This window comes from Chryseobacterium nepalense (assembly GCF_023195755.1).
In the GTDB taxonomy this organism is placed as follows: domain Bacteria; phylum Bacteroidota; class Bacteroidia; order Flavobacteriales; family Weeksellaceae; genus Chryseobacterium; species Chryseobacterium nepalense.
The window spans coordinates 3,861,741-3,887,991 of the sequence record NZ_CP096203.1 but is presented as its reverse complement, the minus strand read 5'-3'; the positions used below and the strand labels follow the sequence as shown (position 1 = coordinate 3,887,991).

At 37.4% G+C, this 26,251-nt stretch carries 17 protein-coding genes; 6 read left to right on the top strand and 11 right to left on the bottom strand.

What is annotated here, in order from left to right:
• Positions 1-7: 7 nt before the first annotated feature.
• Entirely contained in the window at positions 8-790 is a 783-nt protein-coding gene (locus M0D58_RS17560; RefSeq protein WP_248392157.1) for a hypothetical protein, read from the top strand.
• A gap of 506 nt (positions 791-1,296) precedes the next feature.
• The gene (locus tag M0D58_RS17555) at positions 1,297-1,932 is read left to right on the top strand and encodes a hypothetical protein (protein ID WP_248392156.1); all 636 of its coding nucleotides are present in this window, start codon (positions 1,297-1,299) and stop codon (positions 1,930-1,932) included.
• A gap of 134 nt (positions 1,933-2,066) precedes the next feature.
• On the opposite strand, the gene hutU is transcribed toward M0D58_RS17555, so the two are convergent.
• From hutU to M0D58_RS17530, 5 genes are all read right to left on the bottom strand, one after another.
• Positions 2,067-4,052 (bottom strand): urocanate hydratase, encoded by a 1,986-nt coding sequence (gene hutU / locus M0D58_RS17550; protein WP_248392154.1) that lies wholly within the window; start codon positions 4,050-4,052, stop codon positions 2,067-2,069.
• Positions 4,053-4,479: 427 nt separating this feature from the next.
• Positions 4,480-8,679: a T9SS type B sorting domain-containing protein gene (locus M0D58_RS17545; RefSeq protein ID WP_248392151.1), complete on the bottom strand. Its 4,200-nt coding sequence runs from the start codon at positions 8,677-8,679 to the stop codon at positions 4,480-4,482.
• A gap of 196 nt (positions 8,680-8,875) precedes the next feature.
• Positions 8,876-9,166, bottom strand: coding sequence for a hypothetical protein (locus M0D58_RS17540; RefSeq protein WP_248392149.1), 291 nt, complete (start codon positions 9,164-9,166; stop codon positions 8,876-8,878).
• A gap of 128 nt (positions 9,167-9,294) precedes the next feature.
• Positions 9,295-10,365: a 2-hydroxyacid dehydrogenase gene (locus M0D58_RS17535; protein WP_248392147.1), complete on the bottom strand. Its 1,071-nt coding sequence runs from the start codon at positions 10,363-10,365 to the stop codon at positions 9,295-9,297.
• A 30-nt stretch (positions 10,366-10,395) separates the two neighbouring features.
• Positions 10,396-11,049, bottom strand: coding sequence for a protein-L-isoaspartate(D-aspartate) O-methyltransferase (locus tag M0D58_RS17530; protein WP_248392144.1), 654 nt, complete (start codon positions 11,047-11,049; stop codon positions 10,396-10,398).
• Positions 11,050-11,179: 130 nt separating this feature from the next.
• On the opposite strand from M0D58_RS17530, the gene M0D58_RS17525 reads away from it, so the two are divergent.
• Positions 11,180-12,142 (top strand): Gfo/Idh/MocA family protein, encoded by a 963-nt coding sequence (locus M0D58_RS17525; RefSeq protein WP_248392142.1) that lies wholly within the window; start codon positions 11,180-11,182, stop codon positions 12,140-12,142.
• Between the two features lie 58 nt (positions 12,143-12,200).
• On the opposite strand, the gene M0D58_RS17520 is transcribed toward M0D58_RS17525, so the two are convergent.
• The 4 genes from M0D58_RS17520 to rpsA form a co-directional block, all read right to left on the bottom strand.
• The gene (locus M0D58_RS17520) at positions 12,201-13,196 is read right to left on the bottom strand and encodes an alpha/beta fold hydrolase (protein WP_248392140.1); all 996 of its coding nucleotides are present in this window, start codon (positions 13,194-13,196) and stop codon (positions 12,201-12,203) included.
• Between the two features lie 72 nt (positions 13,197-13,268).
• Entirely contained in the window at positions 13,269-14,237 is a 969-nt protein-coding gene (locus M0D58_RS17515) for an EamA family transporter (protein ID WP_248392137.1), read from the bottom strand.
• 121 nt (positions 14,238-14,358) lie between these two features.
• Positions 14,359-16,953: a T9SS-dependent M36 family metallopeptidase gene (locus tag M0D58_RS17510; RefSeq protein WP_248392134.1), complete on the bottom strand. Its 2,595-nt coding sequence runs from the start codon at positions 16,951-16,953 to the stop codon at positions 14,359-14,361.
• A 217-nt stretch (positions 16,954-17,170) separates the two neighbouring features.
• Entirely contained in the window at positions 17,171-18,967 is a 1,797-nt protein-coding gene (rpsA, locus tag M0D58_RS17505) for a 30S ribosomal protein S1 (RefSeq protein ID WP_248392132.1), read from the bottom strand.
• A 282-nt stretch (positions 18,968-19,249) separates the two neighbouring features.
• Here rpsA and M0D58_RS17500 point away from each other — a divergent pair, with 282 nt between their 5' ends.
• A complete protein-coding gene (locus M0D58_RS17500; RefSeq protein ID WP_248392129.1) occupies positions 19,250-20,527 on the top strand; it encodes a carcinine hydrolase/isopenicillin-N N-acyltransferase family protein in 1,278 nt (425 codons plus the stop codon).
• A gap of 60 nt (positions 20,528-20,587) precedes the next feature.
• Positions 20,588-21,895: a DEAD/DEAH box helicase gene (locus M0D58_RS17495; RefSeq protein ID WP_248392127.1), complete on the top strand. Its 1,308-nt coding sequence runs from the start codon at positions 20,588-20,590 to the stop codon at positions 21,893-21,895.
• 73 nt (positions 21,896-21,968) lie between these two features.
• Here M0D58_RS17495 and M0D58_RS17490 read toward each other — a convergent pair whose 3' ends face one another.
• Positions 21,969-24,431 carry a TonB-dependent receptor plug domain-containing protein gene (locus M0D58_RS17490; protein WP_282569129.1) on the bottom strand — a complete coding sequence of 821 codons (2,463 nt, stop codon included), beginning with the start codon at positions 24,429-24,431 and terminating at the stop codon, positions 21,969-21,971.
• 333 nt (positions 24,432-24,764) lie between these two features.
• The gene (locus M0D58_RS17475) at positions 24,765-25,658 is read right to left on the bottom strand and encodes an SMP-30/gluconolactonase/LRE family protein (protein ID WP_248392125.1); all 894 of its coding nucleotides are present in this window, start codon (positions 25,656-25,658) and stop codon (positions 24,765-24,767) included.
• 229 nt (positions 25,659-25,887) lie between these two features.
• Here M0D58_RS17475 and M0D58_RS17470 point away from each other — a divergent pair, with 229 nt between their 5' ends.
• A complete protein-coding gene (locus M0D58_RS17470) occupies positions 25,888-26,232 on the top strand; it encodes a MerR family transcriptional regulator (RefSeq protein ID WP_029294276.1) in 345 nt (114 codons plus the stop codon).
• Positions 26,233-26,251: the final 19 nt, after the last annotated feature.

Sequence of the window (26,251 nt, the reverse complement as noted above, 5' to 3'; positions counted from 1 at the left end):
AAGCAACATGGCTAACAGAATACAAAAAATTGAAAATAATGTTCAGGACATCCATTCTGTCGCCTGGGAAAAACTTTGCGAATATGTTGATAAAGTTGCCCAAGAAGAAAGAGAAGAGTTTTCGCCATTAGATGAACTTGGACAGGAATTGTTCTCTCAAATTTATACCCTTCCTGAGAGTATTTCAAAACTGAAAAAAGTAAAGAAGGTCTGGCTTTATGGAAGTAATTTAAAACGCATTCCGCCGGAAATCGGGCAAATGGAATCTCTGGAATATTTCGACCCTTATACCTCGTACCACTTATATTGGTTTCCTTATGAAATCACCCGCTGCAAAAACTTAAAAGACAGCAGAGTCAGTACAAGAGCCTTGTACGGCAATTACAAAAACAGAATGGATTTTCCGGATCTCAGTAATAATCCTATACGTTATTTGGGTGATACCGTACAATGCAGCATTTGTAGCAAAGCGATGAGCTATGAAGAAACCAATCAGATATGGATTTCACTAACAGTAGGAACCGATGTATTGCCGTTATTAGCAAATGTATGTTCAACCCAATGCCGGGAAAGATTGCCCAAACCACCGGAGGGTTATATTCAATTTCCACACAAAGGAGGTTCAGCAGTAAAGCAGCTGCCGGATGAAGATGAAATGTTTGAATTGGAAATGATAAAACAGGACAGAGAAAGTAACATCCCAACAGAATCCGTTACAGAAGATGATAAAGCCTCCGGAAACGAAGTGCCGGTACTGCTAAAGCTGATTAGGAAATTGTGGGAGAAATAAAACAAAACCTGCCAACAGCAGATTCTCTTATTTTTAAACTTTGTCAAAAATCGGAACTTTGACAAAGCGGGGTCACCATACGGAAGTCGCTCCGTCAGTTCGAGTGTTTTTCGAAGCGTAGCGCAGAAAATGTATCGAGAACGCATCACCAACTTCTCGATACGCTTTTTCCAAAAGCTACTCGAAGTGACGACTTTCCCTGCAAAGAATAACGGCTTCCGTCAGTTCGAGTGTTTTCGCAGCGCAGCGCAGAAAATGTATCGAGAACGTATCACCGACTTCCCGATACGCTTTTGCAAAGCTACTCGAAGTGACGGGATTTTTACCATCTAAAAAGATTTTTATCCTAAAACCCTATAGTACCTAATCTGATTTTTAAGAATCCTTTGTGATCAGGCAACCATTCAACCCTTTTTTCGTCTTGTATATAGAACGTACCATTTTTAAAGATGTGCAACCTTTAACAATAATACGGTCTAGCCTATGTAACAGTAAATTATATGCGTATGAAAAAAGTGATTTATATTTTGGGATTTCTATCAACCTGTAATCTGTTCTTTGCGCAAAAAGATCATATTGCCTTTTTTGCAGGATTAGAATTACAACCTTCCTTTAAAAAATACCTGCCAGCTTTTCAAATGAATGGAAGAATATATGTGAATGACCGTATTTCGTTGGGTGGCGAACTGGCGTATACCCAACAGAATCATTCGGAAGATTTTGGATATCAGTCGAATAGAACCAGATCTTATCATACTACCTTCAACGTCCTTGCCCAAAATGATCTGATCAAAAAAGAAAATTTCTCTTTAAGCGTTTATATTTCTACGGGGATTTATTTTCTAAGCCTGGTAAATCCTGATGAAACATATACGGAAATGTCTTACAATCAAATCAAGGGAGTATGGTTTGTGAATGAATATGAAGTACCACGAAGATTAAGCCGGGATTTGTTTTATAATATACAGCCGGGACTGGATCTTTCTTATAAACTGGGAAACATCAACAAAGAAAACGTCGGGATCTATCTTACGTCTAGGATCGGTTATCAGTTTGTGGTGGGAAACGGGAGTTTTATCAACGGAACTCAACTGACCAAGCCTGTTTTTTCTCTGGGAATAACGTTTAACGGGCCTAAATAGAACGATAGATTTAAAAAAACCTGCTTTTGAGCAGGTTTTATTATTGTCCGTCATTGCGAGCAAAGCGAAACAATCCATTCAAATAATTTTCAACCATTCAACAGATTGCTTCGTCGTTCCTCCTCGCAATGACGTTAGAATAAACTTTCATCCACAAAATTAGGGAGCGTTACTTTGAGTTTTGGTTCTGCTTCCATGGCTCTTTTGATGGCGAAAACAGCTCCTTCATTTCTGGCCCAGCTTCTGCGGGAAATTCCGTTATTAACATCCCAGAACAGCATGGATTTTAATCTTCGGTCGGCATCATCGCTTCCGTCAAGCAGCATTCCGAAACCTCCGTTGATCACTTCGCCCCATCCTACTCCGCCTCCATTGTGAATAGAAACCCAGGTTGCCCCGCGGAAACTATCGCCGATCACATTGTGAATCGCCATATCTGCGGTAAATCTTGATCCGTCATAAATATTGGAAGTCTCGCGGTACGGCGAATCCGTTCCCGAAACATCATGGTGATCCCTTCCTAACACTACCGGTCCGATCTCCCCATTGCGAATAGCTTTGTTGAATGCTTCCGCAATCTTCATTCTTCCTTCCGCATCGGCATACAGAATCCTGGCCTGTGATCCCACGACCAGTTTGTTTTCCTGTGCTCCTTTGATCCACTGGATATTATCTTTCATCTGCTGCTGGATTTCCTCCGGAGAATTCTGCTGGATTTCCTCTAAAACGGCGCAGGCAATATCATCCGTTTTCTGAAGATCTTCCGGTTTTCCGCTGGTACAAACCCAACGGAACGGCCCGAAACCGTAATCGAAACACATCGGTCCCATAATATCCTGAACATAAGAAGGGAATTTAAATTCTCTTCCGAGTGTAGGATTTTCTGCCATTACATCGGCTCCTGCTCTGGAAGCTTCCAGTAAGAAAGCATTTCCATAGTCGAAGAAATAGGTTCCTTTGGCGGTATGTTTGTTGATCGCTTCTGCGTGTCGTCTCAACGTTTCCTGTACTTTTTCTTTGAATAATTCGGGATTTTCAGCCATCATCTTATTGGATTCTTCAAAGCTCTGCCCTGCAGGGTAATAGCCTCCCGCCCACGGATTGTGAAGCGACGTCTGGTCTGAACCGATATCAATTCTTATATTTTCCTGATCAAATTTTTCCCAAACCTCAACAATATTTCCAAGGTAAGCCAGGGAAACGGTTTCTTTGTTTTCCTGCGCTTTTCTTACTCTGAAAACGAGTTCATCCAGGTTTTCATGAATTTCGTTTACCCATTTCTGATCGTGGCGGATTTTGGTGATCTTCGGATTTACTTCCGCGCATACTGTAACACAGCCTGCGATATTTCCTGCTTTCGGCTGCGCACCGCTCATTCCGCCCAATCCTGAGGTTACGAACAGTCCGCCTTTTGGTTGTTTATTAATTTTTCTGAATGCATTCAGTACCGTGATCGTTGTTCCGTGAACAATTCCCTGCGGCCCGATGTACATATAACTTCCCGCTGTCATCTGTCCGTACTGCGTAACGCCTAATGCATTAAACTTTTCCCAATCGTCCGGTTTGGAATAATTCGGGATCATCATTCCGTTGGTTACGACCACTCTCGGTGCATCCTTATGCGAAGGAAACAATCCCATCGGATGCCCGGAATACATGACCAGAGTCTGCTCATCCGTCATTTCGGACAGGTATTTCATCGTTAAAAGATACTGCGCCCAGTTTGAGAAAACCGCTCCGTTTCCACCATAGGTAATGAGCTCGTGCGGATGCTGCGCCACTGCATAATCCAGATTGTTCTGAATCATCAGCATGATTGCTTTTGCCTGCTCCGATTTACCGAGATATTCTGAAATTGGCCTTGCCTTCATCTCATAATCCGGACGGAACCGATACATATAGATTCTTCCGTATTTTTCGAGCTCTTCCCTGAATTCAGGCAATAATTCTGCATGAAACTGAGGCTCGAAGTATCGCAAAGCATTCTTCAGGGCAAGTTTTTTTTCTTCTTCCCCTAAAATCTCTTTCCGTTTCGGAGCATGGTTGATATTGGTTTCGTAAGGTTTCGGCTGTGGCAGTTGGCTCGGGATGCCCTGCTGTATGTGTTCCTGGAAAGTCATATTACAGTTTAAAGTTCTATGTTTAACGTTTACAATTGGTTGAAAATTCAAAGTTTTAAAGATATTCAAATTCAAAAATTCCTGCAACTAATGTTTGAAATTTGGCACTCCTGAAATTCCCTTCTTGTGGAGGGTAGCGAAAATTCAAAGAATTTTTGACAGGGTGGTTTTATGCTGTGTTATTTATTATTTGTTGTTGCTCTTTTAACCACACGTCTTCTCCCGTTGGTCGAATCCACCAATGCCTCTTTCATTTTTATTTATAAATCGGAATCGGCGAATCTCGTTCCTCGATTTCCAAGGGAGGGGAATTTTATTCGTTAAATAATTCCAAATAGGGAAATTTTTTGAGGGCATGAGGAGGAATTTTCAAAAATAAAAAAACCTCACTTAGTATTCAATGAGGTTTGTATTATTTGATTAAGGTTTAATTATTATTCTTTACAAGGATCCAACCGGTGAAGGTTCTGCCGTCCGGAAGGGTAATGACGTACCAATAACTGGAAGTAGGGATTGCACGTCCCTTAATGGTTCCGTCCCAGAAAAACTGCGTGTTTGAACTCTGCTCGAAAACCTGATACTGGTACCGGTCGTAAATTTTAACCGTTGACATCCTGTTTCCGAATACCTGAAGGTCTTTAACAATCCACTGATCATTGATACCGTCTCCGTTCGGAGTAATGGCATTTTTAATATCCAGAACAACGCCCTGCTGTTTTACAATACAATCACTGTTTACGTATTTTACATAGAAGGTAGTAATTCCCGTTGGTAAATTATAAAACGTATTTCCGGCCTGCCATGTTACTCCGTCGATAGAATAAAGAATCGTCTGCAGACCTGTGGCATAAACAGCTGCCGTATTTCCGTTGAACTCCAGTTTTTCTATTACGGGAACATCAAAATGCTTGACTTCAAATGTATCGGTGAAAGTACATCCGTTTTGGGCTGTAACAGTAAGCGTATAGTTTCCTAATACAGTAATCCCGGTTATCGTATCTGTTGTAGAGATAATCTGTCCTGCCGGATTGGTCCACACATAGCTGGTGATGGTATATCCTTCAATATGCACTGTATAATCCAAAGAACCTTCCGGACAGAAATAAAGAGTAGGAATATCGAACACCGGAGTTGGTTTCAATGAAAGATTAATCTGTACAACATTCGGACAAGAGCCTGGAACACTTATTTTTACATATATGATGTTGGAACCTGCACCCTGAATGTAATTAAAGGCTGAAGGTGATGTAATCGCATTCGTCCCATTATTAAGATCAGCCAGAGAAGGATAATACGTGAAAGTAACATTTGCTCCTGTATAGATCTGGTTCTGGAACTGGGTGAGATCAATGCTTTCCGTTCCGTTATTTCCTATGTCGCAGACCGCAATCTGGAAAGGTCCGGGATTCTGTAAAACAAGTTTGTTTCCAAAATTGAAATTAACAGATGCAATATCGTCACAGCCAGGAATATTCTGAACTTTTACCCACACCTGAGCCGGGAAAGGATTCGCTGTAAAATTTCCGGGATTGGCAATCGCATTCGTTCCGTTCTCCGCATCCTGCTGGGTAAGATAAAAAGAGAATGAATTGGCAGGGTTTGGAATATCAACCATGAGGTTCGTAAAATTCAGCAGATTTACTTCATAGTTTCCATCTAAATTTTCATCACAGACTGTTATCGTTGAATTAATGGCTTTAGGCGGAAAATAGGTTTTAAGCTGAATAGGAGCCACTGAATAACATCCGGTAGTCTGCGACTGAAATCTTGCCCACACCTGAACGGAAGAAACAGTTGTTGTAACCGCCGGCCCGATCTGATTGGCTGAATTTCCTGCATTAGCCTGAGCTGCTGTATTGTAATAAGTAATTGTTATTGATGACAACGGATAGGTATTCTGTGAAGCTATAAATAACTGAGGAACCGCATCACTGAGCTGGAAGGTTTCATTCAGATTAAATTCTTCGTCACATTTTTCCAGAACGGCAGGATTCAAAACAACCGGCGGTAAAAAAGTGATCTGAATATTGAGTTTTGATACAGAAAAACATTCACTGTTATTGAATTTTACTTTTACATACACTGTTGCATTTCCTGCAGAAACAGGAAACTGGGCAGGATTTGCAATCTGATTGGAGAATACATTGGTAGCAGGGTTATAATTCAGGTAATACGTAAAACTTACATTTGACCCTGAATAAATCTGGGCCTGGGCCTGGGTAAGATTGTAGTTTTCGCTGCCGTCATTGTTATTATCGCAAATCGTATTAAGTGTTAAAGTAACTTCAGGGTTTACTGTAGGTGTTGAAGTCAGACTTAGATTTACCGGATAAATCTGTTCACAATTATAGGATGTTATTTTTACAAAAATCTGCTGGGTTCCGCTCAGGGTAATATTTGTAATCGGATTTGTTCCTGCTATGGCATTTGCAGAAGTCTGATAAAAAATAGTTGTTGCATTCTGATTTCCGATAATTGCCGGAGAAAACTGGGAAAGCTGTACATTTTCCGAATTATCATTATTGAAATCACACACCGTGAATGCAGACTGTACAATTACCGGATGTACAAGATTTACCACCAACGGCCGCACCGTATAACAATCATCAGAATTTTCGAAACGAACAAAATAAGTCTGTGTTACGAGGTTTCCGTCTGTCGTAATCGTCTGGTTGGGACTGATAGGATTAATTCCGGCATTGGCATTTGCTGCTGTGGTATAAAATTCCGTCACGGGAACCGAAGTTGGAGAGACCAGCATTCCAGCAGAAAGTGTATTGAGATCTACTGCAATATCATCCGTGCCGTTAAAACAGATGTAAGCTTTCTTTTCATTAGCAACAATTTTAGTGAAAGTTACATTCATATTTACGGTGGCCACTGCAAAACATCCGTTTGGAATTTCCACCCTTATGAAAATAGTATAAATCCCGCTTTTAATAGTATTTAAAACCGTTCCGGTTCCGGTAAATGCTTCATTATAGGTATTATATGCTTCAAATACAACGCCGGTTTGGGTGGTAATAAGCGGACCAATAACCGTTGAATAATTGAATGGTTCCTGATTATCTGCATTGATATCACAGACCGTATAGGTAAAATTTACAGGGTTATTTAAGTTTACTCCCGGGCTGAGCTGAAAATTTACAGGTCCTAAAATATACGTGCAATTAGCTTCCTGCAGCCTTATCCAGAGATTTGTAGCAGCTGTAATATTTACTGCAACAAGGGCATTGGTATTATTCTGGGCATCTGATTGTGACAAATAGTAAGAAATTCCGGTGGTTCCGGGAGGAAAAAGTTCTGTATTAAATGAGGCAACATCATAGTTGGACTCTATTCCATCATTATTGGTATCACAGATTTCAATCGTATTTTTAAGTAAACTTTTAGAAATAAGATTTAAAGTAAGTACCGCGATCCTGAAACAGGAAGGCGCAGCCGGATTCTGAATTCTGACATATAAAACGGTATTGGCTGTAAGCGTATAATTATTTGGCAGGGGATTCACGTTGTTTTGCGCATCCTGCTGGCTGGTATGAAAGCTAAACTGAAAACCTGCAGGATTCTGCGTTGTAAGATTCCCCTGAAAACTGCTTAACGTAAGATTTACAGAAGTATTTCCACAAAAATTCTGAGTATAGTTTTTTGCAATAGGATAAGTAGGATCAAACGTTACCGGAAAATCATCCGTTAATATAAGATCACTGTTTCCGCAGATATTAAATTTTACGTTGGCTGTAAAGGTATCATTTTGAGTAGGACAAACAGTTGTCTGAACTCCTGTACCGACACTCTGTCCTGCAGAATTTGTCCATGTAACCTCAGGTTCTATGACATTTCCCAGCGGACTGAATTTCCATCCTTCCTGGAGAGCCTGCCATACGCCGGTATTCCGGTTTGCAGGAGATGCGCCTTGTGTTCCGTCGCTGTTGAGAACGCCGATCAAAGCGTTTTCGAATTTTCTTGTAGGACAAGGAGTAGGCTTTTTTTCAACAAAAACTTCGATGATATTGGTTGTTTCGTGCAAAACAATTTGTGAGGAAGATCTGTCGGTACATCCGGACACGCGGCCCTCAAAAAAATTAATGACAAATTTTCTGTAAGGTGCTGTACCGATCGTAGAATAATAAATTTCCGATGCATCTCCTGCAGAAAATACCATATCGTGATACACTCCGAAAATAGAATTTTTAGGAAGATTTGGGCTTGGGTTTGCCCACTGTACATTTGGATAATTGATATTTCCAAGCTGAGCGAGGTCAAATGTCACCATTCCGTTGGATCCTATTACCAGCGATTGAAAATATTGATTGTAGAAGCAAAATTTAAAAGGCAGATCCAGTTTTGCTGCAAAAAGGTCATCATAGTTTGCATTAAGTGATGTTCCCTGATTTATCGGAATCGCGGGACTGTATGGCTCCTGGCTGACCTGATAACTTGCTGTCTGCCTGAGTACGGGATATTCAACACTTAAGGCAATACATCCGTTTGGGTCCAGATTATTATTACAGGTAACATTAAAACTTTCATTTCCGGCGTTATCTTTTACCTTCACATTCACGGGAACCTGTGAAAATGTAAATACGCTTATAGAAACGAACAAAATTTGTAAATATTTCAGCATATTTAATTATAATTAATCACTATTTAATGATAAATTTAATAATTAAAACTGTTACATTTTCTTTAGTTATAAATATTTATACTAAATTAATATGTATAACATTTATATAATTTTCTTTCAGCATTAGTTTTGAATTAAAAAATTTAATTGTTTCTTACATTCAGGAAATAAAAAAACCTTACCGGTTAAGGCAAGGTTAACGTATCAAGTCGTCGTTTTGTTCTTCGTGATCATCTTCATTATCACTATATCCCCAGTAGCTGTTTTCTTCATCCTCCCCGATATCATCGGTTCCGGCCTGATCATCAGCTCCGGGAATGTCAAGTCCTTTGTCTAATTTATCATCGTCGGTACTTTCATTAAAGACTGGTTTTCCATCACCATCTAAAGGGATATGTTCTTCCTGATTAAATATATCTTCATTAGGTTGGTAATCTCTCTGTTCCAATCTTCTTTCCTGTTCCTGTTCGCTGTTTTCGGGTATCATAATATTATATATTTAGTGTTATTACAACATAAACAAAAATAATTCCAAGTCTAAAAACAGGTGGTTTGATTTAGCAATTAAATATTAATATTTGCATATTAAATTTACTAATAATTTAATTAGCTTTTCTATCTTTCTGAATAAATTTCAGGATTGGCCGCAGCAGGCATTTTTTCACCTTTTGAAACGGCAATGAGATTTTCTGCCGCTATTTTTGCCATTCCGTTTCTCGCTTCAACTGTTGCCGAACCGATATGCGGGAGAACACAAACGTTTGACAGTTCCAAAATCGGATCATCTTTGTATATAGGCTCCGGATTGGTTACATCAAGTCCGGCTCCCCAAATTTTATGTTCTGTAAGCGCTGCATAGAGGTCTTTTTGATTGTGAAATCCTCCCCTTGCGGTATTGATAAAAATGGCATTCTCTTTCATTTTCTCAAAAACCGATGCATTGAAAAGTTCCGTCTGTTCGGGTTTAAAATTCGCATGAATACTTAGTACATCCGACTGTGAGATGAGTTCTTCGAAGGAAACATATTTTGCATCCAGTTCAGTTTCAGCTTCTTCATTTCTGTGACGATTGTGATATATAATGTCCATATCAAAAGCTGCCTTTGATTTTTTAGCCATTTCATAACCGATTCTTCCCAATCCGAAAATTCCCAGTGTCTTTCCGTAGAGCTCCTGACCAAGTGCATGAAGCGGATCAAAATCTCCCCAGTTTCCTGATTTTACCTTTTCATAATTGTAACTTGCCCTTCTTGCCACCGATTGCATGAGAAGAAATGCAATATCCGAAGTCGCTTTACTTAAGACATCAGGTGTATTTCCTACCGGAATTTTTCTGCGGTCTGCTTCCTGAATATCAACATGATCGAAACCTACTGAATATAAAGCAATTGCTTTCAAATTCGGACATTCATTGAAAAAGTCTTTGTCAAATTTGAATTCAGTTCCAACACTTAAAATCATATCGTGACTCTGGCAATACCCTATCCATTCTTCTCTTGATAGATTATCGTGGTCAGGAATAAAAATTTCAAAACCCGCATCCTTTAACATATGAATCCCTATTTCCGGAATTTGTTTATTGATAAATACCTTCATTGTAATGTATTGATTTTTTTTAGATGCTGATATTTCATCAAAAAACAAACCACCAAAGAAAAGTCCCATTAAAATTGATAAATGAGACACACTATTTTAACGCCAAATTTTATTGCAAAACTATAAATTCGTATTGCCGAGCATCGGAACAAATTTGTAAGCCCCGAATTCTTCTTTTTCAAATTCGGTTGGTGAAATTTTAGTAAACCTGTATAAAACCTGTTCATCTGTGGGACCTAAAGGAATCACCATTTTACCGCCGACTTTAAGCTGCTTCAGCAATTCCGTAGGTAAAACGGAAGCCCCACAGGTCACAATAATTTTGTCAAAAGGTGCAAAAGTAGGAAGCCCTGCAAAACCGTCACCAAAACTCTGAAATTTCGGATAAAGACCCATTTCTCGGAATTTCTTTTTGGAAAAATCAAAAAGATCTTTTTGCCTTTCAACGGTGAACACCAAGGCTTTCATGGCCAGTAAAACTGCCGTCTGATAACCACAACCCGTGCCGATTTCCAGTACTTTCTCACCTTCTTTTACCTGTAAAAGTTCCGACTGTTCCGCCACAGTAGAAGGATGAGAAATCGTCTGATGGGCAAGAATAGGAAAAGCTCTGTCTTCATAGGCAAAATCTTCAAAAATACTTTCTATAAAGAGGTGCCTTGGAACCTCATTCATTGCGGAAAGTACCTTTTCATCCGATATTCCGATCCTGTTCCTGAGATAATCCACCAAAATCTTTCTTTTACCTTTGTGTACAAACGAGTCTTGCGCCATTTAATTTAGTTTATATTTCAGGGATAATTTTTTACAAAAGTAAAAAAACATTCAGTATTTATCAACCTAAAAATGATCATCCGCCTACCGTTCTTTAAAATTCTTATATTTACAAAAATTTAATAAACATATGTTAAAAGCAGGTTTGGTAGGTGCCGGACATTTAGGAAAGATTCATCTAAAGCTTCTGAATCAATCGGATAAATATGAATTTGTAGGTTTTCATGATAAAGATATTGAAAATGGAAAAAAGCTGGAAGCGGAATTCGGATATCCTTATTTTGAAAATTTTGCTGAATTGCTGGATAAAATCGATATGCTGGATATTGTGACACCAACCATTTATCATTATGATTATGCTTTACAGGCAATTGAAAAAGGCCTTCATTTTTTTATAGAAAAACCCGTTACCCAAACCCTTGAGCAGGCAGAAGAGCTTTTAAAACAATGCCGGGAAAAAGGAATCAAAGCGCAGGTGGGCCACGTTGAGAGATATAATCCTGCTTTCATTGCAACAAAAGAGTATATTAAAAACCCGATGTTCATTGAAATCCACAGACTTGCGGAATTTAATCCGCGCGGAACGGATGTTTCGGTAGTGCTGGATTTAATGATACACGATCTTGATATCCTACTAAGCATCGTAAAATCTAAGGTAAAAAACATCCACGCAAGCGGTGTTTGTGTCGTGAGTAAAACTCCGGATATTGCCAATGCCAGAATTGAATTTGAAAATGGCTGCGTCGCTAACCTTACTACTTCCAGGATTTCCATGAAGGCCATGAGAAAGAGCCGCTTTTTCCAGAAAGATGCTTATATTTCCGTAGATTTTCTTGAGAAAAAAGCTGAAGTTATCCGAATGAAAGACGCACCGGAACATCCGACACCTTTTGACATGATTATTGAAAATGCAGAGGGTGAAAAAAATCAGATTTTATTTGAATATCCGGATATTCAGCCGAATAACGCAATTCTTGATGAACTGAATTCTTTTGCGGATTCCATTGTTGAAAATAAAAATGTTGAAGTTCCCATTGAAGACGGAACAGAAGCTCTGAAAGTAGCTTTACGGATTATGGAACTCATTTCCTGATTTAAATGAATTTAAATAAAAATCGGCTGTCAATAATTTGCAGCCGATTTTTTTTGCGTCATCTGATAAAACCATAAAGCGCATTCCAGAACTTATCATACACTTCGATATGCGGTAAATGGCCTGCATTTTCAAGTTCCACCAATTTTGAACCTTTGATTTCCTGCTGTGTTTTTTTTCCCAACAACTGATATTGCCCCATTTTAGGCTGCAGTTCCTTTGGCGTCCTGTCTTTTCCTATAGCGGTACGATCTCTTGTTCCGATAATCAAAAGTGTTGGAACTTTAATATTCTTAAATTCGTAGCAAACAGGCTGATTGTAAATCATATCCGAGGTTAAAGCAGCATCCCACGCTACTTTCGGATAATCAGGATGGAGAGTCCAGCCTGCAATTAAGTCCAGCCAGGGCTGATATTCAGGTTTCCATTTATTATCGTAATAAAATGTGAGCTGGTAATTTTTATAAGATTCTGCTGTGTTCTTCAGCTCTGACTGATATGCCTGATCGATGGTCTGATATGCTGCAAATGTTTTATAATCTTCCAGCCCAATCGGATTTTCAAGAATCAATTTTTCCACTCTTTCAGGATAAAGAAGAGTAAATCTTGTGGCTACCATTCCGCCCATGGAATGTCCTAAAACGATAGCCTTATCTATATTAAGATGATCTAAAACTGCTTTTGTATTTTCGGCAAGCTGCGAAAAAGAGAACTGATAATTTTGTGGTTTAGATGATTTTCCGAATCCGATCTGATCCGGAATAACTACTCTGAAACCTTTATCAGAAAGGTCCTTTGCTGTCTTTTCCCAATAGGCTCCATTAAAGTTTTTGCCATGGAGGAGCATAATAGTCTTTCCATTCGACTCTTTAGGCTGTACATCCATATATGCCATTTTCAGATCGTTATTCTGGGATTTAATATCCAGAAAATACACTTTAAATGGGTACTGATAGTTGGTGAGTTCGGCATCAAGTGGTTTTATCTGCGAAAAAAGAAATTCCGGAACAAGAATCAGTACTACAATAGTTAGAATATTTTTAAGATATTTCATAGTGGTTTATTTACAATTACATTTAAAACTGCTGAGAGAACAGTTTATTTTGATTCATGAATTGTTCAAACACTATACCACAGCAGGTTCTTTTTTAGGGAGATTCATCAGAACAATCGCGAAAAGAATCAATGCAATTCCGAGCCATTGAACAGCCGCCACTTTTTCGCCCAACAATACGAAAGCCATTGTTACTGAAACCGGCAGCTCCAGAGATGAAACAATACTTCCTAAACCCAACCCTGCATTAGGAAAACCTATATTAAATAAAATCGGTGGAATAATCGTACCGAATAATGCCAGAATAAAACCGTATTTCCATAAAATTGAATACCTGAAAGCGTGAATATGGTCTGTATTTTCTGTAAAATTGAGATAGAAAGTCTTTAAACTGTCAATATGCAACGGACCAACTTGAGCAAATATCAAAAACAAAAAGATCACCAAAGAACCTCCCGCAAGCATAATGATGCTTTTCCTGAAAACCGGAAGGTGTGTTGCCAGTTTGTTTGAAGTAAACATGGTAAGAGTGTATGAGGCTGCTGCCATTAATCCCCAAAAAACACCTTTGAAATCAATTTCAATTTGTGTGTTGACCAGGTCTGTAGCCAACACTGTTCCTGCCAGAACGATGAGTACCGATATAATTTTCCGCATCTGTGGCAGTTTTTTGGTTGTGAAACTTTCAACAATAACACTGAACCACACCGACTGCATCAGCAAAACAATCGCAACTGAAACATTAATATACTGAACGGCAATATAATAAAACAGACTTGTACAACCTAAAGATGTACCCGCCAACAGTAAGTTTCGTACTTCTCCGGAACTGGGTGACGAAAGTACTTTTTTTGAAGTAATGGTCTGGATAAAATTCAATATCAATAGCCCGATTAAACCTAATACGAACTGCGATGTCGTAACTTCTGAAGTTGTATAACCATCCTGATAAGCAAGTTTTACAAAGGTTGCAAGCATTCCGTAAATGCTTGCTCCGATTCCTACAAACAAAACTCCTTTCAATACATTTTTCTTCTGCATGATTCATTTTTAAAAGCCCGCAAAGTTACGGCTTATAAATGGAATAATTCGATATGATGCGTATAGATAAATTCTCCGGCGCAAGCGTAGCTTGCGCCGGAGAATTTTATTGTTATCTGACTTATTTTTTCACTATTAGTTTTGATGTTTTATCAATACCCATTCCTTTTACTTTTACCAGATAAGTTCCGTTTGTCAGCTTATCGGTAGAAATTGATTTTTTCATATCAGGAGAAATTTTATTTTCAGATAAAATCAGTTTTCCGGACATATCATAAATCTCGACATTTACTTTACCTAAAACGTTGTCTGGAAAATTAATGAAAAACTCATTTTTAGCGGGATTAGGATAAACCGTAATTGTATTATTGGCAGTATTAACCTCACCTGTTGCCAAAATACAGTCTGCCGGCGTGGTAAAATCTTCTATCTGATCATTAATATTTGTTTTGGATCCTGCTGATGCATTAACTCCAAGCCCTCTTTTCGCAAAAGCCCTCCAGATCATACATCGGTCCGCGCCTTGTGTAGTAGCAAGTTCGGCATTAAGAATTGCATTTCTTCCATCTATAAATGTAGGATTACAAACCTGAAGTTTCAAAGCGTCTGTTACCAGCTGAAGTATTCTTGAGCTTCCGTTGGTATTAGCAGTAACATCCGATGAATAGCCATATTTTGCTACATATTGCCAGTGAAGATCCCAAAGCACTGAAGCCCATACAAATCCTATTGAATGTACATCCGGAACTATCTGTCCGTTTGAATTTGTATATTCCATACCATTCGTATCACCATAAGTATAATCATTGATTGCGAAATCCGGTGAATATTTTGCCTGTCTGATTCCTCCTCCTGATATAGGCTGCCCTATGGCATAAGTACCGATTCCTCTCGCTACCGATGCATTGTCGCCCGGTTTATTGGTTAGCATTAATGCAAAAAAATCCGACCAGCCTTCTCCCATTTGTTCTTTGCTTACAGTAGAACTTAAACAGCCGGAACCTGTCCCCGTTAATCTGTTTGAAATACCGTGTCCATATTCATGAACGACAATTCCATTATCAAAACTTCCATCAGGAGTTATACTGAGTGCAGGATCATTTTTTAAAGTTACATTAACAACGGTATTAACAGAAAGCTGATCTTTAATATACTCTCCTTCAGTATTCGAGATTAAAACAGAAGGAATTATTATTGAAGCATCTGTACCAGACATGTTTCCAACCGTATTACCATTAGCTAAACTGTTATAAATAATGACAGCAGACGCTCCGGCATTCTGGGCATTCTTTACCTTTTCAGTAAAACTGCAGGTTCCCCTTTCTATCAAGCCTATTTTTCCGGTAAGTGAACCTGCGGGTATCGCTGTACAACCATCCAGCACGGAGGACAATTGAACGTTACCGGTAACTCCTACAGCATCCAAAGCATTTCCAAATACCGCGGTTCCGGCTATAGGCTGTCGGTTTACAGCAGTACCCGGAGCATTATAGAAAAAGATCCTGTTTACAGTGGACCAAAGAAACATCTGCATTCTTGGCCTGCTTCCATCAGCCGGACTTGAAAAGTTTGCATTATTTGTACCGCCTCCATCCTGAGCTTCAGCCTGTACATAATCGTTTCCTATACCTCCTAATCCAAAATTCGTATTTTGAAAATTCCTTGCTGAAGGAGTAAATCCAAACGTGTAGAAAATATCATGGATTCTATTATTCAGATAAAATAAATTGGTAATAGAAGCAGATTGATTGGTAAAAGGATCGTCATTAATTCCAAAATAATAATTAAAATTTCTGGTTGCACCAGCATCCGGAGAATATCCGGCTAGATTTGCTGCGGCATTGTCTTCATAAGCATAGACATTATTTCCTCTTGTTATTGTATACCGTGTATTACCATCGTAATGCCATCCTTCCGGAGAAGCTGACAAAATCCAGGGATTGCTCACAATAGTTCTGGAGCCGAAAGTAGGAGCTTCAATGGGTAAAGGAAAAACATTATAACTTGCGTTATCCGGAGCCAAGAGCGAGAAACTATTGTCAGAATGTTCGAATACCGGACCTATTAAATCTCTTTGAGAATTGATTGTACCATGAGAATATGCATCATGATGGAAATTGCATGACAGATTAAGATCTGTTTTGCTGATTATATTTCCATTATTAGCGTCAATAAGGACATCCCAATAATGTAAGGCATCAGGTTCCGGGAAAGAAAAATGATAGGCTAACTTTAAAATCCCACTGTCATAAACATAAGTTAGTCTTTGCTTTACCATTTTCCCATTTTCAGGTTCGGGATCTTTAAATTCTAATATTGAATAAGATTGTATTTCCGGTAGTTGAAGATATTCAGAAATTTTTTGTAGTGCTGTAGCTTTTGTTATTGCAGAATTGCCTGATATTGCTGAGCTGTAATCTTTCAGGAAAGTATCTGAATAATAAATAATTTTACGGTCTCTGATGAGCGCCGTTCCTTCAGCATTATAAACAGGATATCCATTATACATCTGCTGAAATTTCACAATTTCACCATTCATCGATTTTGAGTTATCAATATTGTCAATGACGAAGTTGATAAGATCAGATTTTTTGTATTCTCTGATTTTATTTTTAGAAATGTAATCTCTTATTAATGCCTGATTATCCTGTCCAAAAAAAATTGAGGGTAAAAATGCATAAAAAGCAACCAGTAATTGTAATTTATATTTTTTCATAACTTCAAATAAGTAGACCAAAATAAAAATAAAATACAATAAAAACAACAATAAATTAAATATAATTACAAAAATAGTCAAAAATATTATAATTTAATAAATTTTAATATTTTACAAATTACACTTATTTATTTAATTAAATTAAAATTATTCATAAAACGATATTAAAATAAAAAAGCCACTCAAAAGAGTGGCCTATTTCAAAAATATGTGAAGATTATTTACCTTCTTCCATTTTTCTTTTTAATTCTGCTAATGCATCGATATCTCCAAGAGTTGATCTTTCTTCATTGTTTGAAGATGAAGTGTTGTTAGATCTGTTGTTAGAAGCTTCTCTTGCATTCTTTTTCTCTTCATCTCTGAAGATACCTGTGTGAGAAACTACTACTCTTTTGAATTCTTTGTTGAATTCGATTACTTTGAAATCAGCTTCTTCTCCTTTCTTGATTTTAGATCCGTCTTCCTTCTCTAATAATCTTGACGGGCAGAAAGCCTCAACTTCAGCATCTTCGAACTGTACAGAAGCTCCTTTATCATGAACTTCTACTGCTTTACCAGCGTGGATTGTTCCTTCAGCATACTTTGTTTCAAACGCATCCCAAGGATTTTCTGTCAATTGCTTGTGACCTAGAGATAATCTTCTAGCCTGGATATCAAGTTCTAAAACTACAACATCCAGTTTATCACCAACTGCACAGAATTCAGATGGGTGCTTGATTTTCTTAGTCCAAGAAAGATCAGAGATGTAGATTAATCCGTCGATACCTTCTTCTAATTCTACGAATACACCGAAGTTAGTGAAGTTTCTTACTGTTCCTACATGCTTAGATCCTACAGGATATTTAGCTTCGATATTTTCCCATGGATCTTTGCTTAATTGCTTGATACCAAGAGAAATTTTTCTTTCTTCTCTGTCTAAAGTTAATACTTCTGCTTCTACCTCATCACCTACTTTCACGAAGTCACCTGCAGATCTTAAGTGAGTAGACCAAGACATTTCAGAAACGTGGATTAATCCTTCTACACCTGGAGCGATTTCTACAAATGCACCATAGTCAGCAAGAACCACTACTTTTCCTTTTACTCTATCTCCAACTTTAAGGTCAGCAGAAAGAGCATCCCAAGGATGAGCTTCAAGCTGCTTCATACCCAATTGGATTCTTGTTTTCTCATCATCGAAGTCAAGGATAACCACTTTCACAGTCTGTCCGTCTTCAAGGATTTCAGACGGGTGGTTCACTCTAGACCAAGAAAGGTCTGTAATGTGGATCAATCCGTCTACACCACCTAAGTCGATGAATACACCGTAAGAAGTAATATTCTTAACAGTACCTTCAAGAACCTGACCTTTTTCAAGCTGAGCGATGATTTCTTTTTTCTGACCTTCGATATCTGCTTCGATCAATGCTTTGTGAGATACTACAACGTTTTTGAACTCAGGGTTGATTTTCACAACTTTGAACTCCATTGTTTTACCTACGAACTGATCGTAATCTTTGATTGGCTTAACATCAATTTGAGAACCAGGTAAGAATGCTTCGATTCCGTGTACGTCTACGATCATACCTCCTTTCGTTCTTGATTTTACAAAACCGTTTACGATTTCACCTGTTTCGTGAAGTTCGTTTACTTTATCCCAAGCTTTAAGCGTTCTTGCTTTTCTGTGAGATAACTGTAACTGACCAGTTTTGTCTTCTCTTCTGTCTACCATTACTTCTACCTCGTCTCCTACTTTAAGGCCTTGGTTGTAACGGAATTCGTTGAGAGAAATAACACCTTCAGATTTGAAGTTGATGTCTACGATAGCCTCTTTGTCAGTTAATCTAACTACTTTACCAACCAATACGTCATTATCGTCCAGGTTGTTTAAAGATCCGTTGTAGATTTCCTCAAGATCGCTTTTCTCTTTTCTAGCATCAGCATCAAGACCGGACTCGAAAGAATCCCAGTCAAATTGTTCAGGTGCTACGTTTTGATTTAATAATAATTCTGCTGAATTTGTCTCTTTTGACATAATTCTAATAAAATTTGTATTCCTTCTCTTTCAACGGTTTGATAAATGTGAATTGAAAAATACGGAAGTAATTAATTTATAGTTATTTACTTTTCAAACCTTTTCGCCACAAAAGTGGTGCAAAGGTACGAGATTTATTTTATAATAACAAGCAGATTTTCTTTCTGTTATGATTAAAAAAGTTATACTTAAAAAACAAGCGTGATTTATATTAAATTTTATTTAAGCATTTAACAACATTTATTTACAACAATCAAACAACCAATATAAAAACTATATATTATGAATAAAACTATTTTTTTAATGATGATGAGTATCCTTATGTACGGCTCAGGTACGGCAAAAGCATGCACTATTTTTTCCTGTTCCAGAGGCGGAGAAGTATATGCAGCAGCTAATGAAGATGATACTACACCTTTTAACAGAATATGGTATAACCCGGCTACCAAAGACCGCTATGCTTCTGTTTGTTTCGGAGCACCGGATATGCAAATTGCTTCAGCAATGAATGAACATGGGCTGTTTTTTGATTATGCCGCAGCCAATTATGATTTAAGTAAGCTCAACCTGACAAACCCTTATAAAGGCGATATCATGTGGGAGGTTTTAGGAAAATGTAAAAACGTAAAAGAGGCCATCGTAATCTTAAAAAAATATGATTACATCTCCCAGTCTCAGGTCTTATTAGCTGATAAGGAAGGAAACTCTGTACTGATCAATCCAAAAGGTATTTTTGAAAAAAAAGGAGACTTTCAGATCAATTCAAATTGTAATATGATCAATGGAAAACTAGCATGCAGAAGACCTGAAATCGCCAATGAAATGCTCTCGGAATCTACGCAAAATAACATTAATTTTCTAAAAACCATTCTGGATAAAACCCATCAGGAAGGAGAACTGAACACTTTATATTCTACGATATGCGATCTAAAAAGAGGCATTATCTACGTATATCTTTTCCATGATTACAATACAGTATATAAAATTGATTTAAAAGCTGAGCTGAAAAAAGGATACAGAATAGAAAATCTGGCAGATCACTTTCCTGCTTCCTTTGCTTATGAAAGTTTCTCAAAAAATCACGCCCTATACCTTAAAGAATCTATTTTCCAGGAAATGAAGGATAAAGGCATGGAGCCTACCATTGATCGTTATATTGGGGAAAGCAGAACATCTCCTTCAAAAAATAAAAATTTAGATCCTGCCTTACTGGAAGTCGCCTTACAACTTATAAAATATTCATGGAATGAGCACAATAACGGCAGCATGTGGGATTATTGGTTCAGCAAGCCTCTTGGATATGAAATTAAACAATATAAAGATTCCAAAATTGATGCAGCACAAAGGATTTTAACGTATTTATCTGCTCAGAACAATCCAGATATCAAACTGCAAAACTTTATATATGAAATCTTGGGATTCATTAATCTTGTGCAGGGAAATAATAATTTAGCCAGAGATTTATATGAAAAAGCAATACATAATCCCGAACAGACTTACAATGTTACTCTTGTTCGGGGGAAAGAGATTCTTAAACGGATGAATAATCTAAAACAATAAACAAAATCCCGTCTCTCAAACTCCTTCATTACCGCCATGTAAATTCACTACCTTTGCACCATGGAATTACAATCGATCTACCAAAAACTACAGATTCAGGAGATGAATCAGATGCAGAAATCTACATATAAAGCTACGGAAAATAATCAGGACGTTGTTTTGCTCTCTCCTACCGGATCGGGGAAAACATTGGCTTTTTTATTTCCCGTTCTCCGAAATCTCAGCAAAAATGCATCAGGAATTCAGACTTTGATTTTGGTTCCGGCAAGAGAACTGGCCTTACAGATCGAACAGGTTTTCAAATCAATGGGAACAGATTTTAAAGTTTCGGTTTGTTATGGCGGTCATGATAAAAAAATTGAAGTCAACAACCTTATTGAAGCTCCGGCAGTGTTGATAGGAACTCCAGGAAGAGTAGTTTACCATATAAGAAATAACAATTTTGATCCGAAAACCATTCAGGTTCTGGTTCTGGATGAATTTGACAAAGCGCTGGAATTGGGATTCCATGATGATATGGAATTTATTTGTAATTCGTTAAAAGGTCTATCACAAAGAATATTAACGTCTGCAACGGCAATGGACGATATTCCTGCATTCACCGGACTTAAAGACGAAAAGATCATCAACTTTTTAAAATTAAATGAGGTAAAACCCGATATTCAATTAAAAAAAGTAATGACCACATCGGAAGAAAAGCTGGACACTTTATTTAATTTAATATGTAAGATAGGAAATAAGAGAACCCTGATTTTCTGTAATCACCGCGATGCTGTTGATAGAATTTCCGAGCTTTTGCATCAAAAAGGAATTGACAGGGAAACATTCCACGGAGGCATGGAACAGGATGAAAGAGAACGGGCACTTTTAAAGTTCAGAAATGATTCGGCAAGAATTTTAATTACGACAGATCTGGCGGCAAGAGGGTTAGACGTCCCAGAAGTTGAATCCATTGTACATTATCAGTTACCTCCGAAAGAAGATGCTTTTATCCACCGAAACGGTCGTACTGCAAGGATGAACGCGAAAGGTTTCGCTTATCTGATCATGACAGAGGAAGAAAATTTTCCTTTTATTAAAAATGATACCCCAGAAGAGAATGTTAGTGGTTTTGACAAAGTTCCTGAAAAAACACCCTTTCAGACTATCTACATCAGTGCCGGAAAAAAAGATAAAGTAAACAAAGTGGATATTGTGGGATATCTTCTGAAAAAAGGCGAACTTCAAAAAGAAGATGTAGGCGTAATCGAAGTAAAAGATACAACTTCTTATGTTGCGGTTTCAAGAAATAAAGTGAATTCTGTTTTACGAAAGCTTGCCAACGAAAAGCTGAAAGGCAAAAAAGTGAAAATGGAAGTGGCTTATTAATTTATAAAAAAAGTTACTTTCAGGAGAAAGCAACTTGAAAACCACCATTAAATATGTATTATAAGATATTTATTTAAAATTTTATATTATATCCCAGCATAAACTGTGTTCCAAATATGCTGAAATGCTGCGCATCATAACTTGACTGCTGATACCTTCCGTTAAAAGTGACGGCATTATAAATTTCGTCATACGAGGTACCGGAAGGGAGGTTCATCAACCCCCATTTAGGAATAACATTAAAGATATTCATGACGCTCAGATTGATGGTATTTTTATCATTAATATTATAGTTGATTGCAAGATCTGATGTTACTCTGGGACTAAATTCCAGATATGATTGCGAAGCTGCAGAAGGGTCATTCCAGGCAAGGCTGGCTCCCGGCATTCCGCTATTCGCATAGACAGCTTTTCCAAACAGCGTATTGTTGAGTGAAAAATTCCATTTTTTAATGGCATAATCTATTCCAAATACTGCTTTTAAAGAAGGTCTTGATGTTGTAGCAAGCGCTTCTTCCGTTCTGTTGAAAGGAGCTACAAGGTTTAATCCGTCCAACTTGCTTGAATTCTTTGTAATTTCAGAGTGATTGATATTCATTGCCAGGTTGAGGGCCATCTTTCCTGTAGCTATATTAATATTTCTGTAATTTGCAACAAGGTCAACACCTAAAGTATTGGTATCTACTCCATTAATAAAGAAGCTTGCTGCCGTAACATTGGAAACCCCGATTGCTGCTAACGGATTTAAAATGGTTGCCTGATCACTCATTCTGGAGCTCAATAAAATTCTGTCATAAAGCTTAATCAGATAGCCATCTATGGTAATTGAGAAATTTTTATTGGGCTGAATACCAAGTCCAAAAGTGAAGTTCAGGGATTTTTCGGCATCAAGACTAGGAATTCCTACCGCTTTGGCCTCTTTTCCGACATTATTAAAAAGCCCTTCCGATACAATGGTTCCGTTTGAAAAAACATTCTGAATAGTTGACAGATAAACCTGTTGAAGGGACGGAGCCTTAAATCCTGTAGACGCAGAAGCTCTTGCTATCAATTTTTTTCCTATAATATTCTGTTTAGCACTTACCTTCCACACCAATGCATTTCCAAAATCACTGTAATTTTCAAAGCGTGCTGTAGCATTAAGCGAAGTAGCATCCGAAATATCAAATGCCGCATCTGCATATACACCAACATTATATCGTGAAAATATTCCAGCATCATCCTGAGAAATCCCCGGAAAAGATATGGCTCCCGTCTGATAATAGGAAGCATAATCCCCGGCATAGATTTCATACTCTTCTCTTCTTGCTTCCGTACCAAAAGCCAATGCCACACTTTCTGAAAACCTTTTGGTAACATCTATATTACCCACAATATTATTGAATCTAAAACCACCGGGCTTAAAATTAATAGGACTGGATGCTCCTAAAGAGGAGTTAAAAGTATTTCCAACCGTATATAAAATTTTATTGCCCCCAAATGTAGCGCTCATATCTATATTCCAGTCATTTTCAGTTTTATTTTTATATCCGAGTGTAGCTCCATAATCCGTGAGATCACCAATAAAAGTCGGAGTAAATCCATCCGGTGAATTAATCACATTATTAGGATTCACCCAATAAGGAGTTCTGTGATTAGCAAAGCTATTCACCTTTTTTACTGCGAGTGAAGCATTTGCATAAAGACTCGAATGTTCAGACAAGATAACGGATGAGTTTACAAGAAAACTTATATTGCTTTTTTTAGGGTAAGCATTCTTATTTTGCGCATCTGGATATTTTGCAAGGTATGATTCCACTACATTTTGATTTGCCCCGAAGGTTTGTGCTTCCCAGTAAGCATTTACCTTTCCGTTTCTGTAGGCATAATCATTATTTTGAATATTTGACGAAAAAGTGACAAATCCTCCGTTTTTAAATGTTGTTCCGGTAATGATATTAAAGTTTTGAGAAAATCCGTCGCCTTTGGAAAACATTCCGAAGTTCGCGTTGGCTTCAGTAAAATCTATTTTATCCTTTAAGATAATATTGATAACACCTGCAATTGCATCAGAGCCATATTGTGCAGAAGCTCCATCGCGAAGAATTTCTATCTTTTTTATAGCAATACTGGGAATAGCGGAAAGATCGGTTCCCGTTTCACCTTTTCCAATTGTATTTTGAGTAAAAATTAAAGAAGACTGATTTTTTCTTTTTCCGTTTATAAGAACAAGTGTTCTGGAAGACCCCATGTTTCTTATTTCAAAAGGATCAAGCAATGAAGTAGCATCCTGCACTGCAGCACTTGTAGAATTAAAGGAAGGGATTCTATACTGTAGAGTCTGCCCTAACGGAGTATATCCGGACGACTTGATAATAGATGCATCAATATTATCAATCGGAAGGGGCGTAGTTACACTTGATCTTGGAGCGGCTCTCGTGCCAACCATAACAAGCTCATCAATTTTGGTGGTTGCCACCGAGTCTTTCTCCTGTGCTTTTAATAAGCTTACGGAGCATATCAAAAATGCAACCGCAACATAATTTTTTTTCATCATTCAGTTTTTTGTAATCAATTTTAAGTAATATATTGAATAATATTTAAATTTATACATAATAAATTATCAATTATTCAATACAACATTTTAATAAATCATTTAAAACTTAAAGAAAAATTTAATTTTTTTCCAATAATTCTATTTAAGTAAAATTATTATCACCATTTAATGATATATGATTAATCTTTTTTTAATATGCCATGCATATAAATTTATCAATAAATATATTTCTTGTTACATTTGCTCTTTTTGGTGTTAAGAATGTTCAATAAAAAAACCTTGTCATTCCGACAAGGTTGGTAATTTATTAAATGTATTAGCCAAAAATGATATCTATCTTACACCCGTTACTTTTGTAGGAAGAATGTATACTGATTTGGAAGCCGTTATAAATAATACATTATTATCCTTACCTCCGAATGTCACATTTCCTGTCCAGTCCTCATCAATAGGAATATGGTAAATCTTTTTTCCTTCATGATTGAAAACATGAACCCCATTTCCTGTAAGATAAAGGTTTCCGTGCTTATCGATCGTCATACCATCGGAGCCCATCTCACAGAAAAGTTTCTTTTCAGATAATTTTCCTTCACCCAGCATATCATAGACATATGTTTTTCCGGCACCAATATCTGATACATACAATTTTTTGAATTTTTCACTGCCAACAATTCCATTCGGCTGCGTAAAGGTTTCAATTTTTGTTACGTCACCATCTTTATTTCTGTAATACAAACTCTTATGAGGTGTTTCCTTCTTAAAATTGATCCAGTAATCTCTTTCATATAAAGGATCCGTAAAGTACATTCCACCGAATTTATCATTCCATACATCATTAGGACCATTCAGTCTTTTGCCTTCTACATTTGTCAGCAAGACTTCAATTTTTTTGTCTTTTGAAATTTTCCAGATCTCTCCTTTATTATCCGAGCAGGTGATTAGATTATCATCTTTGTCGAAATGAGTACCATTGGCTCTTCCCGTATTATTTAGAAACTCAACAATCTGGTTGGTTTTCCAATCCCAGTAATAAATCTTATCGTTGGGCTGATCGGTAAAATAAACATTTCCTTCTTTATCCGAAGAAGGTCCTTCTGTAAAAGTAAACTGATCCGAAATTTTTTTCGGCTGTACGTCTTCATAAAACATAGTATTGGTATTTACTGATTTGCAGTTGAGTACTACTAAAACCAAACCAATAGGGACAAACCGCAGAATATTTTTCATACAACATTAATTTTAATGGCACAATTTACGATTTGTACAATCAGATTCAAAGTTATTTTCTCATTTGCAGACATTAATAACGGATCCATTGCAGTTATTTAGTTTTTCACTGGACCGAAAATAAAAACGCTGACTAAGAATGATTTTTACCCCGTGATTCAACTTTTCCGGAAGTGTTTTGCTGATGAGATTTAAAAAATTTTTATCTTTGAAAATTAGGATTCTAAAAATGAAGATAAATTTACCAGATAAGCTGTATTATTCCATAGGAGAAGTTGCGAAAGCATTTGATGTAAACACTTCATTAATAAGATACTGGGAACAGGAATTCCCTATCATTAAGCCTAAAAAGAACAAAAAGGGCAACCGTTATTTCACTCCCGAAGACATCAAAAATCTTCAGATCATCTATCATCTGGTTAAGGAAAAAGGCTACACGCTCGACGGCGCCAAAATTGCCCTTACCACCAACAGCAAAATCTCGGAAACAATTACATTAATCGACAGGCTTGAATTTGTAAAAGCTGAACTGTTGAAACTTAAAGATTCTTTGGTGGAAAAAGATTCGGAATAAGTAAAATTTGAAGTTAATT